The organism is Bacteroidota bacterium (assembly GCA_018831055.1).
GTDB lineage: Bacteria > Bacteroidota > Bacteroidia > Bacteroidales > B18-G4 > M55B132.
The window spans coordinates 1-12,887 of record JAHJRE010000015.1; the positions used below are offsets into that span (position 1 = coordinate 1).

Consider the following 12,887-nt stretch of genomic DNA (forward strand, 5'->3'; position numbering starts at 1 on the left):
CGTATTTTTCTTTTATTTCCGCCAATTCTTTTTTCAGGATATCCATACGAAGTATTTCATCGGCTAATACCGTTTTATAATACTCTATGGTTTTAAGCAGTTCTTCATATTCTTCCCTGATTTTTTCCCTTTCAAGTCCGGTAAGTCTTTGCAGACGCATATCCAGAATAGCTCTGGCCTGGATCTCCGTGAGGCCGAATGTTTCTATAAGGCCTATTTTGGCTTCTTCCGGAGTACGGGAGCCACGGATAAGGGCAATGACTTCATCAAGGTGGTCGAGGGCAATCAGAAGTCCTTCCAGTATATGTGCACGTTTTTCCGCTTCAGACAGCTCATATTTTGTTTTGCGGATCAGCACTTCATGGCGGTGATCGACATAATGCCTAATGAGATCCTTGAGGTTCAGCATCCTGGGGCGGCCATGAACAAGTGCTATATTGTTAACACTGAAGGATGTTTGCAATGCTGTGTACTGGTAAAGCTTATTCAGTACTACATTGGTGTTGGCATCTTTTTTAAGCTCGTATACAATCCTAAGTCCATTACGGTCAGATTCGTCACGCAGATCGGTAATACCTTCAATTTTCTTTTCATTGATAAGGTCAGCGGTTTTCTTGATCATTTCCGCTTTATTCACCTGATAAGGAATAGATGTAACGATGATCCTTTCTTTTCCGGAGGGTGTTTGATCAATAGTTGACTCGCCCCGGATCACTATCCTTCCGCGCCCTGTTTCACAAGCATCTTTGACCCCCTCATACCCATAGATGATGCCTCCTGTGGGGAAATCAGGTCCTTTGATGAATTTCATCAATTCAGGAATGGTGATTTCGGGATTATTTATATAGGCAATGATCCCATCTACTACTTCTGATATATTATGGGGAGGCATATTGGTGGCCATGCCCACGGCAATACCGGATACCCCGTTTACCAACAGATTGGGTATACGTGAAGGCAGAACCGTCGGTTCTTTCAGGGTATCGTCGAAATTAAGCTGGAAATCAACTGTGTCTTTATCAATATCAGCAAGCATTTCCTCGGCAATCTTTTTCAGCCGTGCTTCGGTATATCGCATGGCAGCCGGGCTGTCTCCGTCGATGGAACCAAAGTTACCCTGTCCATCGACCAGGGGGTAGCGCAACGACCATTCCTGGGCCATCCTTACCATGGCATCGTAAACAGACATGTCACCATGCGGGTGATACTTACCCAGCACCTCCCCTACTATCCTTGCCGATTTTTTATAGGGCCTGTTGGAGAGTACCCCCAGATCCAACATTCCGAATAACACCCTCCTGTGCACCGGCTTCAGCCCGTCCCTGACATCAGGAAGTGCTCTTGACACAATGACAGACATCGAATAATCGATGTATGCCGCTTTCATTTGATTTTCTATATTGACCTTGATGATCTTTTCCCCTTCTTGCATAGCCGTAAAATTATTCAACTCAAAATCAGTGAATTATTGATAGGATCATAACCTTGCAAAGGTAATAAAAATGTCGTTCCGCCAGGAATTTTAATCTGTGATTATAAACACGCCGGTGTTGATAAAAACAAATAGTAACAGGCTATTTTGGATTATTTGTCGTTATTTTTGAAGTGTGGTCGGTTTCTGCGTAATTTTACAAAATGGTTTTTGGAACGGAAATTGATGATTACCCGGAGATTGAACCAGAAAAGACGTTATTTGTTTAGTATTAACAGGATTATACAATTCTCTGCGAAAGGAATCCTGTATAAATTTTGAACTATATACACCAAATATATAACATGGAAGCAAAATTTTCGCAAAGGGTAAAAGATGTGCTCACCTACAGCCGGGAGGAGGCTTTGAGGCTGGGCAATGATTATATCGGCCTTGAGCACCTATTGCTGGGAATACTACGTGATGGCGAAGGTATGGCTATCCAGATCATGCATTATTTTGGCATTGATTTAAAGGAACTTAGAAAGACCATAGAATTATCCATTGCCAGCACTGAACCGAAAATTAAAAAAACAGATAACCTGCCCCTGGTTAAGCAGGCTGAACGTGCTTTAAAAATCACCTATCTCGAAGCCAAATTGTTTAACAGTGAACTAATAGGCACGGAGCATTTGCTTCTTTCCATCCTGAAGGATGAAAACAATGTAGTGACTAAAGTATTAGGCCGGATGGGTGTTGATTATAATGCGGTTAAGGATGAATTGAAAGCCATGATCTCAAAGGGTGAGGGTGAAGAAAGGGTTGAACCGATGGATGAATTACCGGGCGATACTGCCGATGATGATGATGAGGCCGGCCGTGGTGGTTTTGGTGGTAACATTCGCAAATTGTCCGATACTAAGTCGAAAACACCTGTGCTGGATAATTTTGGAAGGGATATCACAAAGCTTGCCGAAGAAGGAAGGCTGGATCCTATTGTAGGAAGGGTGAAGGAACTAGAGCGCATAGCTCAGATACTCAGCCGGCGTAAGAAAAATAACCCAATCCTGATCGGGGAACCCGGTGTCGGGAAGTCGGCTATTGCAGAAGGTTTGGCACTGCAGATCGTAAATCGTAAGGTATCGCGTGCGCTTTTCAATAAAAGGATCGTTACTCTCGATCTTGCCAGTCTTGTTGCAGGTACCAAATACCGCGGGCAGTTTGAAGAACGCATGAAGGCCGTTTTAAATGAACTGGAAAAAAATCCCGATATTATTTTATTTATTGACGAGATCCACACTATTGTAGGGGCAGGTAATGCTTCCGGATCGCTTGATGCCTCCAATATGTTTAAACCGGCTCTTGCAAGAGGTGAATTACAGTGTATTGGCGCAACAACATTAGACGAATATCGACAATACATTGAAAAAGACGGAGCATTAGAGCGCAGATTCCAGAAAGTGCTGGTTGATCCCACCTCAGCAGAGGAGACTGTGGTGATACTGAACAACATCAAGGAAAAATATGAGGATCATCATCTGGTTAAATATACAGATGATGCGGTCAAAGCCTGTGTTCAACTGACCAACCGGTACATTTCCGACCGTTTCCTGCCCGATAAAGCCATTGACGCGATGGATGAAGCCGGAGCACGTGTACACATCACCAATATACACGTACCTTCGGAAATCATAGAAATAGAAAACCGGATAGAGGAAACCCGGAAGAGCAAGACCCGCGCAATTAACAGTCAGAAGTTTGAAGAAGCTGCCGAATATCGTGATCTGGAACGCAAGCTTCAGACCGATCTTGAAAATGCAAAACAGCGTTGGGAAGAAGATTCAAAGATTCACAGGGAAACTGTCACCGAAGAAAATGTTGCAGAAGTAGTGGCCATGATGACAGGGATACCCGTGCAACGTATTGCCAAGAATGAGGGTGAAAAACTGGTTAATATGGAGGCTGACCTGGAGCATTCCGTTGTCGGGCAGCTTGAAGCCATTAAGAAAGTAGTTAGAGCCATACGCCGTAACCGTGCCGGTCTCAAGGACCCGAAAAAACCCATAGGATCTTTTATTTTTCTTGGCCCTACCGGGGTTGGAAAGACCCATCTTGCCAAAATCCTGGCCAGATATCTTTTCGATACGGAAGAAGCACTGGTTAGGATAGATATGAGCGAATACATGGAAAAATTTGCTGTTTCCCGTCTTGTAGGAGCTCCTCCAGGATATGTCGGTTATGAGGAAGGTGGGCAGCTTACCGAGAAGGTGCGCCGCAAACCTTATTCTATTGTTCTTTTGGATGAGATAGAAAAGGCACACCCCGATGTTTTTCATTTGCTTTTGCAGGTACTTGATGATGGTGTACTTACCGACAGCCTGGGCAGAAGGGTTGATTTTAAGAATACCATTATTATAATGACATCCAATATTGGTTCCCGACAGCTTAAGGATTTCGGACAAGGAGTTGGATTTTCAACGGCAGCTAAGCAAAGCGCCAAGACAGATTTTGCCAAAGGGGTAATTGAAAATGCCCTGAAGAAAGCCTTTGCTCCCGAATTCCTGAACAGGATCGATGATGTTGTGATCTTTGAACCGTTGGAGAAGGAACATATCTATTCCATCATAGATATCGAGTTGAAAGAACTCTATCAGAGAATCAAAGACCTGGGTTATCAACTCAATATGTCGAAAGCCGCACGTGATTTTATCGTGGATAAGGGCTGGGATGCCCAGTTCGGAGCAAGACCTCTTAAACGAGCTATCCAGAAATACGTTGAGGACGTCCTTGCTGAAGAACTGATCCGGTCCAACATTGTGCCGGGAGATGTGATAGACCTTGATTACAATAGTGAAAAAGAAGATATTACTGTTGCTATACACAAATCACCTGCGAAAAAAAACGCCGGTGAATAGATATCTGATTTTCCATATTTTTCCTATAGCCTGCTGAGTAGGTCATCATCTATTCCCGGCCGGTTAACAGCTTGCGTTGCTTTAAGATTTTGGAAATAACCGGAAACAGACGATGAGATCGTGCTGTTTTTCATGTCCATATATGCAAGCTGCACAGAAAAGCCCGTATCTGAAAACATAATCATTCTTTCTTCAGGGTCACGGATCAGAAAAGGAACAGAAGATGGTTTTGTTTTTAGCTTGTACTTCTGAACCAACAAATCAATGAGTTTATCCTTTGAAGTTGCATTTAGTTCTTTGAAAACGTATTCTCCCATAAAGAATAAGTTGTCAAGCAGATAATACAAAGCTTTCATATCCAGGCTGAATATGTTCTCACGAAATCCGACTACTCTTAGCTCTTTTTTCATAGCGGGGTGCATCATTGCGTTGAAACACATCAGCTCTCCTTTTGAAGCAAAAATATCATTCATGGAACAATTAAACGGCTGTTCTCCGAAGCTGATATGTTCAGTAGTCTCAAAGGTTTCCGATTTGCCTTTTGCTTCCAGGAAAAGGATAATCCTGTAATCGAGTTCGTCTTTAATACAATAGGCAAAGGGACTCTTTACAAATAATTTTTTGTGCAGGGCAATGTACCGGTAAGAGTATTTGCCATAAGCCATTTTAAAGTAAACCAGCCGGAAAAGCTTAAAGTACCGTATAATCAGAATAATGAGGATTAGCGCAATTCCCCCGGGGATAATGTATTTGAGCATAATGGAAGATTTTTACAAAAGTAAGATAATTGCAAAAACATTATATCATCATATTGTTAACATTATTCCGGGATAATACTAACATATTTCAAAAAATCGTTGCATTCCGGGCTGGTTGGAATATTTATCTATATTTGCACCTTTAAAATTCATAACCATGGAAAAAGAACTTATGACAGGGGGGGCTTTTCTCTTAAGGGATACACGGTTTGAGGATGTTTTCATTCCGGAGGAATTCAATGAAGAGCAGAGAATGATAGCCCAGACCTGCCAGGATTTCCTGGAAACAGAAATCTTCCCTAATCTTGATCGCATCGACGCCCAGGAAGAAGGTTTGATGCGTTCATTGCTTGGTAAGGCCGGTGAATTGGGATTGCTGGGAATATCTTTACCGGAAAAGTACCTAGGGTTTGGACAGAGTTTTACGACTGCCATGCTTGCCAATGAAAAGTTCGGTGCCGGTTATTCATTTTCGGTAGCCTATTCGGCTCACATTGGCATAGGTACTTGTCCGACTTCCTATTATGGCAGTGAAGAGCAAAAGGAAAAATACCTGCCCAAGCTTGCTACTGGTGAATGGACAGCTGCTTATTGCCTTACGGAGCCCAATGCCGGCTCGGATGCCAATGCTGGAAAAACCAAGGCTGTTTTGTCTGAAGATGGTAAGCATTACATACTGAACGGACAGAAAATGTGGATCACCAATGGTGGGTTTGCTGACGTTCTGACGGTCTTTGCCAAGATCGACAACGACAGGGTTTTGAGCGCATTCATTGTTGATGGGCATTCGGAAGGGATTACCCTGAATCCTGAAGAAAAAAAGATGGGGATCAAAGGATCGTCGACGCGACAGATTTTTTTCAACGATGTAAAAGTGCCTGTTGAAAACCTCATTGGTTGTCGCGGAGGAGGTTTCCGTATTGCGCTTGATATTCTGCATATGGGAAGGATCAAGTTAGGTGGCATTGTAATTGGAGCTGAAAAGATCAGCATAACGCAATCGGTAAACTATGCCAATGAAAGAAAACAGTTTGGTTCCTTCTTATCGGAATTTGCTGCCATAAAATCCAAAATTGCCGAGCAGGTTATTCGCACTTTTACAAACGAGTCTGCTGTATACAGGATTTGTCAGCATATTGATGAGTTGAAGGATTCCTATATCGAGAAAGGGATGGATCACGGCAAGGCAGAGATCAAGGCTATCTCCCAATATGCTATTGAAGCTGCTATGATGAAGGTTTATGGCTCGGAAGTGCTCGATTTTGTTGTTGACGAAGCTGTTCAGATACACGGAGGCATGGGCTTCTCATCCGAATCAAAGGTTGAAAGAGGTTACAGAGACTCCAGAATCAACAGGATATTTGAAGGTACAAACGAGATCAATCGTCTCCTCACCATCGATTCTACCCTGAAAAAGGCGATGAAAAAGGAGATTGAGATTTTTGAAATGGCTGATGTCATCCTGGATGAAATCCACAATATTGATGAACATCCACCCATTCCTGAGGATTATTATGAAGCCAAGCATTTTTATATCAGAGGTTTTAAAAAAGCCATTTTGATGATTATTGGGCAGGCATACCGTAACCTGAAGAACCAGTTGGTTCAGGAACAGGAGATCATGATGAACCTTGCCGATATGATGATGCAGTTATACGCTGCTGAATCCACAGCCCTGAGGGTGGAAAAACTGGAAAAAATCCATAATAGCCCTAACACACCTATTTATCGTGATATCCTGGATGTTTTCATTTATGATGCAGGATGCAGGATACGCAAGAGCGGTATGGATGCAATTGCTTCGTTTGTGGACGGTGATCAGTTTGAGAAGATGTATACCGGGCTGCATACTTATACAAGGGTAATTCCCGTCAATGTGAAGGAATCGAGGAGAAGAATTGCGGAAAAGATCATTGAGGATAACAGATACAGTCTGTAGGCAAATAGAGATAAAAAGCCCGGTATCAAAATGATACCGGGCTTTTTTTTATTTCAGGATGGCCTTGGATATCACCACTCTTTGAATCTGGTTTGTTCCTTCATAGATTTGCGACAATTTTGCATCGCGCATCATTTTTTCCACTTGAAATTCTTTAGTATAACCGTCGCCTCCCATTGCCTGAACGGCGTCGGTAGTAACCCTCATGGCCATATCGGTGGCATAAAGTTTCGACATAGCGGATAGTTGTGAGAAGTTTTTCTGGTTGGTGTCATATGCCCAGGCTGCTCTCCAGACCAGGTTACGGGCTGTTTCTATTTCCAGGGCCATATCGGCCAGCAGGAAAGCCATTGCCTGGTTGGCTGTGATGGGTTTGCCGAACTGAATGCGGTTTTTTGTCCATTCCCTGGCAATATCAAAAGCTGCCTGTGCATTTCCAACCGCGGCGGATGCTACTCCGGTGCGGGTTCGGTCAAAGGTCTTCATCGCGATTAGGAAGCCCATTCCCTCGCTGCCAAGCCGGTTTGCTTCCGGTACTTCAACATCATGGAACTTAATTTCATTCTGGACAGAAGCACGTTGCCCCATTTTCTGCAGTCGTGGCAGTATCTCCACCCCAGGACTATCGGCTTTGATGATAAAAGCAGTAAGGCTGCGGGCTCCCCTGTCGGGATCAGTGATAGCAAAAACGGTGATGTATTCAGCCACTTCTGCATTGGTGATAAAGCGTTTGTGCCCGTTCAGTATGTATTTATCGTGATTTTTAATAGCATTTGACTTGATACCGGCAACGTCGGATCCTGCATTGGGTTCCGTTAGCGCATACGCTGCCACGGCCTTTTTTTCATACATTTCGCCGTAGATCCATTTTTTCTGTTCTTCTGTTGCTGCCAGGAAGGTAGGAGTAAGAGCAAGTGTGCTGGCATCAATGCAGATACTTATTCCTGTACAGCCATAACCAAGTTCTTCAGAGGCCAGTGCACTGTCGAAAATATTAAACCCATTGCCACCGTACTCTTTCGGGATGGAACCATTGATGATCTTCTCGTCATAAGCGGCTTTAACAATTTCCCATGGAAACTCAGCCAAATCATCGTATTTCTGGCGGTTTGGGATTATCCACCGTTTGGCGAAATCGCGGTATTTTTCAATAATATCGCGCTGGTAATTCTCAAGTTCAAAGCTAACCATATACTTGTTTTTTAGTTAATACCATATCTAAACAAATATATGAAATTATTTGCTTCCGTTACAAAAAAGTATAACTGTGCTGATCAGTCGCAGTTGCAGTCCATGGCCTTATTATACATCTGCATGGCTTTCAGGCTCATACCCATGCTGGAGAAGCCACCGTCGTGATAAAGGTTTTGCATAGTGACTTTCCGGGTAAGGTCGGAGAAAAGGGTCACGCAATAATCTGCACATTCGGCTGCAGAAGCATTACCAAGGGGCGACATCCGGTCTGTGAAGTCAATCAATCCTTCCATGCCTTTAACACCGCTTCCTGCAGTAGTTGGAGTGGGTGATTGAGAAATCGTATTTATGCGGATTTTTTTATCTCTGCCGTAGATGTATCCAAAACTTCTGGCAATAGATTCAAGGAGGGCCTTGGCATCGGCCATGTCGTTATAACCTGCCAGTGTTCGCTGGGCGGCAATATACGACAGGGCGACCACCGAACCCCATTCATTGATGGCATCGAGTTTGCTTGCGGTTTGCAGCATCCGGTGGAAGGAGATAGCAGAAATATCAAGTGTTTTGCCGAAATAATTATAGTCAAGGTCGTTGTAAGGAAGTTTTTTCCTAACATTCAACGACATCCCGATTGAATGAAGTACAAAGTCTATTTTACTACCGAAGTGTTCCATGGACTTTGAAAATACTACTTCCAGCTCATCAAGACGGGTTGCGTCGGCAGGGAAAATGGGAGCGCTGCATTTGGCAGCAAGCTCATCCAGTTGTCCGAAACGTAATGCAACCGGAGTATTGCTAAGTGTAAAGGAGGCTCCTTCCTCGTGGCATCTTTCCGCTATGTGCCATGCAAGCGATTTCTCGTCCAGCGCTCCGAAAATAATGCCTTTTTTACCTTTTAAAAGATTATATGCCATTTTTCACAATTTTTCAGGTTATGTTCAAAAGTTGTCTGGCCGTTTCCGTGGCCGATTCGGTAACTTTTTCACCGGATAGCATACGGGCAATCTCCTCTACCCTGTTGTCGGTATCCAGCGGGATGATATGTGTAAATGTTGATTCTGCCCCGGTCTCCTTAAAGACTTTGAAATGACGGTGGCCTTTGCCGGCTATCTGTGGTAGGTGGGTAATCACGATCACCTGCATGTTTTCAGACATTGTGCGCAGGATGCTTCCCATTTTGTCTGCTATCGGACCCGATACCCCTGAGTCGATCTCATCAAAGATGATGGTAGGCAGGAGGTTTTTAATTGATATTAACGATTTGACCGATAGCATCAGACGTGATAGCTCTCCCCCCGAAGCGATTTTGTGTATCTCAGCGAGGGTTCCCCCTTTGTTGGCATTAAAAAGGAATCGAACAAGGTCCCTCCCATCGGGTCCGAATTCAGGTAGTTCCTGGTGGCCAATCTCAAAACGGGAATGGGGCATCCCGAGTTTTTGTGTGGAAGAAAGAACTGCTTTTTCGATGGATAAAAAACTTTTCTTCCTTTTTCCGGTAAGTGAAGCCGATTGGTCCTGCAGTGATTTTCTTTTCTGCTCCAGTTCTTTGGTGATCTGTATTATTTGTTCTCCCAGGAAAGTGATGTTATTGATTTTATCTTCAAATTCACTGCGCAAGCGGATCAGATCAGCATCCGATTTCACATGATGTTTATATTGTAAATGGTAGATCAGGTCGAGTCGCAGGTTTATTTCCTCAATTCTTCCTGGGTCAAGGTTGATTTTCTCTTCCATGTTACCTATTTCCCTGGCGATATCGGAAAGGTCTATAAGTGCAGCTTGCAGCCTGTCGTGGATTTCTTCCAGTTCGGGGCTGTAACCGCGTATTTTGGATATTTTGTAGATCAATTCGGAAACTGAGCCGGAAATATTCTGATCTCCATCGCGGAGGAGGTTTCCGGCTTCGAGAAGGGTACCTTTAATTTCACCGGCGTGTTCCAGCACTTTTTGTTCCGCTTCCAGTTCCTCCAGTTCTCCTTCTTTAAGGTTAGCTTTGGTAAGCTCATCCAGTTGAAAACTATAATAATCGAGGTCGGCTCTTGATTTTTCCTCCTGTTCCTGGAGAGATTTCAATTGGGTTTTCAGCCGGTTGTATTCGGTGTATGTCTCCTTGTAGCGGGCAATTTCCGGAGCAGTACCCGCATAATTATCCACGACGGCAAGCTGGAAATCGGAGTTATTCAGGGTTATGGTTTCGTGCTGGGAATGGATGTTCACGAGTTTATCGCCAAGGGACTTTAATTGAGACAGGCTTACAGGAGTATCGTTGATAAAGGCTCTTGATCTGCCACCGGGTAGTATTTCGCGACGGAGTATGGACAGCGGGTCATAGTCCAGCTCGTTTTCCAGGAAGAAAGGTTCGAGGGCATATCCTTCTATCCTGAAGGATCCTTCCACAATGCATTTCTCTGACTTATCCTGAAGAACCTGAGTGTCGGCCCTGCTTCCCAGGATGAGTGAGAGAGCACCGAGGAGTACGGATTTCCCGGCTCCGGTTTCACCGGTTATCACAGTAAGACCTTCACCAAACTCCAATGATAGTGAGCGGATCAGGGCATAATTCTCGATGGTGATCTGTTTCAGCATCCGCCGTCCTGTAATTTAAATACAAAAATAACAATTCAACCCGGAAAAGAACAGCTTATTAATTTTTCATGATCTCGTCGTACTTAGAGATATTGGCCGGGTCAATCTTTTTAAGAATGTTGACAGCCTGAGTTTTCTCAGCGGGGGATCCTTCGGAGAAAATATTGACCAATTCATCGCTTTTGGCTTCCATGATAAGCTGTAGGAGGAATAGCCCCGGACGTTGATTTTGAACGGTTTCAAGATATTTCAGGCTTTTCAGGATGGCTGCCCTTCCGGATGCAGCATCGTCGTACATAATATCCAGCCCTTTTCGATGATATTCATATAAAAATTTACGTATTCCCTCGTAACTGGGATTCAACATGTTTTCAACAAGCCAGTAGCGATTTTTTTGATCTTCAAATGATTTCCATCCCGGATATGATTCATTCTGGGCAGCGTTCACGATAGATTCTGCCTTTTCATAAAATGGAGTTCCTCCATCCTGGACGAAGGTATCGAAGTCTATTCCTATAAATACATAAACCCAATATGCCAGAACAGAAGTCAGATTGGCTGCGAAAACGTTATCCTGAAACTCCAGTGGCTGGAATTCAACGTATTCGAACTGGAAATCGCGATCGATATAATTGAGGGTAGTGGAGTTATAGGCAGAGTTAAAGATGGGTCTCTTCAGGGCAATATTTATTGAGCCTTTGAATTGATCGCTGCTTGTGCGTTCCGATATGGTGATGAGCATAGTACATTCAATGCGCTCGTTCACACCATAATTATAGTTTGTCCATTTCCTGTTGTTAATGAATTCGAATAATGCCCTTTCCAGATTCTCAAACACACGGGTTTCAGTACCTTCTACCTGCTGATAGTTCACTTTAACCGTACAGTAAAGTTCCTGGGTCAGGGCTTGCAGAGAGGAAGCCAGGAGAAATATAAGAAGAAGTGATTTTTTTATCATGATCCGCTTTTTGTTTTGTCAAAAATATAGTCGACGATGTCACGGGCTACTTCTGTCTTTGATTTAAGATCTGAGGGAGTGATACCGTTGTGATCAATGATACTGATCTTATTGGTTGCATGGCCGAATCCGGCGCCGGGGTCGTTCAGGGAGTTCAGAAAAATCACATCAAGGTTTTTCTTTATGAGTTTTTCTCTGGCATTATCGGTTTCGTTATCGGTTTCGAGGGCAAAGCCGGCAAGGAACTGGTGATTTTTTTTCAGAGATCCGAGTTTTTTCAGGATGTCATCTGTAGGAATCAGGTTTATCTGCAGGCGGTCAGATTTCTTTTTCAGCTTTATCGGGCTGGTTGATTCCGGTGTATAATCGGCAACTGCTGCGGCCATGATGGTGATATCACAATCGGGGAAAACAGCGAGGCAATGATCTTTCATTTCCTCTGCCGATTGCACTCCGATGAGTTTGATGGAGGGATGTGGCAGATCCAGATTTACGGGCCCGCTTACCAGGATAACATCGGCACCGCGGGATGCAAACTCGGCTGCAATGCTGTATCCCATCTTTCCGCTGGAGTAATTCCCTATGAATCTGACCGGATCAATGGCTTCATAGGTAGGGCCGGCGGTTACCAGGACTTTTTTTCCATTAAATTGGGCTTCGATCCTGAAATGTTCTTTAATGGCAGATAATATCTCTTCCGGTTCTCTCATACGCCCTTCTCCGCATAATCCGCTTGCAAGTTCACCCTGTGCCGGGGGGAGCAGGATGTTTCCTGCTTCCTGTAATGTTTTGATATTCCGTTGTGTGGAAGGATGCAAAAACATATCTTTGTCCATCGCCGGGGCAAAAAGAATTTTGCAACGGGCAGAAAGGTAAACCGTAAGCAGGTAATTATCAGCAACACCGGAAGCCATTTTTGCCAGGGTGTTGGCTGTAACCGGAGCAATGATGAAAAGATCAGCCCAGAGACCCAATTCCACATGGCTGTACCATTCGCCGGTTTCCGGGTTGAAGTACAGCCAGCGATCACCGTTGAAACTGCGCAGCCACAATTCCGGACTCTGCTGGATTTCTGCAGCCAGGCGAATGGTGTGCACGCGCTGCATCGGCACGTGGGCGATGGACA

9 protein-coding genes are annotated in these 12,887 nt (G+C 44.1%); 2 read left to right on the plus strand and 7 right to left on the minus strand.

Translation table 11 applies throughout. The annotated features are described in order from the left end of the window. A partial coding sequence (locus KKA81_01035; protein MBU2649492.1) for a DNA topoisomerase 4 subunit A occupies positions 1-1,432 on the minus strand: 1,432 nt, incomplete at its 3' end. Positions 1,433-1,776: 344 nt separating this feature from the next. Between KKA81_01035 and KKA81_01040 the strand changes: the two genes are divergently transcribed. Next, positions 1,777-4,326 (plus strand): ATP-dependent Clp protease ATP-binding subunit, encoded by a 2,550-nt coding sequence (locus tag KKA81_01040; protein MBU2649493.1) that lies wholly within the window; start codon positions 1,777-1,779, stop codon positions 4,324-4,326. A 23-nt stretch (positions 4,327-4,349) separates the two neighbouring features. Here the strand turns inward: KKA81_01040 and KKA81_01045 are convergent, their stop codons facing one another. Then, positions 4,350-5,084, minus strand: a complete 735-nt coding sequence (locus tag KKA81_01045) for a hypothetical protein (protein MBU2649494.1) — start codon at positions 5,082-5,084, stop codon at positions 4,350-4,352. Positions 5,085-5,241: 157 nt separating this feature from the next. On the opposite strand from KKA81_01045, the gene KKA81_01050 reads away from it, so the two are divergent. After that, entirely contained in the window at positions 5,242-7,023 is a 1,782-nt protein-coding gene (locus KKA81_01050; protein ID MBU2649495.1) for an acyl-CoA dehydrogenase family protein, read from the plus strand. A 48-nt stretch (positions 7,024-7,071) separates the two neighbouring features. Here KKA81_01050 and KKA81_01055 read toward each other — a convergent pair whose 3' ends face one another. The 5 genes from KKA81_01055 to coaBC form a co-directional block, all read right to left on the minus strand. Beyond that, positions 7,072-8,214, minus strand: a complete 1,143-nt coding sequence (locus KKA81_01055) for an acyl-CoA dehydrogenase family protein (protein MBU2649496.1) — start codon at positions 8,212-8,214, stop codon at positions 7,072-7,074. Between the two features lie 83 nt (positions 8,215-8,297). Next, entirely contained in the window at positions 8,298-9,131 is an 834-nt protein-coding gene (locus KKA81_01060; protein ID MBU2649497.1) for an SDR family oxidoreductase, read from the minus strand. Positions 9,132-9,144: 13 nt separating this feature from the next. Beyond that, a complete protein-coding gene (recN, locus tag KKA81_01065; protein MBU2649498.1) occupies positions 9,145-10,803 on the minus strand; it encodes a DNA repair protein RecN in 1,659 nt (552 codons plus the stop codon). A gap of 58 nt (positions 10,804-10,861) precedes the next feature. Beyond that, complete coding sequence (locus tag KKA81_01070) at positions 10,862-11,761, minus strand: DUF4835 family protein (protein MBU2649499.1); 900 nt, start codon at positions 11,759-11,761, stop codon at positions 10,862-10,864. After that, positions 11,758-12,887 (minus strand): bifunctional phosphopantothenoylcysteine decarboxylase/phosphopantothenate--cysteine ligase CoaBC (coaBC, locus tag KKA81_01075; GenBank protein MBU2649500.1); only part of this gene is annotated, 1,130 nt, incomplete at its 5' end. The genes coaBC and KKA81_01070, both read right to left, overlap by 4 nt.

Coding starts and splice junctions, on each gene's coding strand:
- KKA81_01045 (MBU2649494.1), bottom strand. CDS start 5,084: ATGCTCAAATACATTATCCCCGGGGGAATTGCGCTAATCCTCATTATT.
- KKA81_01050 (MBU2649495.1), top strand. CDS start 5,242: ATGGAAAAAGAACTTATGACAGGGGGGGCTTTTCTCTTAAGGGATACA.
- KKA81_01070 (MBU2649499.1), bottom strand. CDS start 11,761: ATGATAAAAAAATCACTTCTTCTTATATTTCTCCTGGCTTCCTCTCTG.
- KKA81_01055 (MBU2649496.1), bottom strand. CDS start 8,214: ATGGTTAGCTTTGAACTTGAGAATTACCAGCGCGATATTATTGAAAAA.
- KKA81_01040 (MBU2649493.1), top strand. CDS start 1,777: ATGGAAGCAAAATTTTCGCAAAGGGTAAAAGATGTGCTCACCTACAGC.
- KKA81_01060 (MBU2649497.1), bottom strand. CDS start 9,131: ATGGCATATAATCTTTTAAAAGGTAAAAAAGGCATTATTTTCGGAGCG.
- recN (MBU2649498.1), bottom strand. CDS start 10,803: ATGCTGAAACAGATCACCATCGAGAATTATGCCCTGATCCGCTCACTA.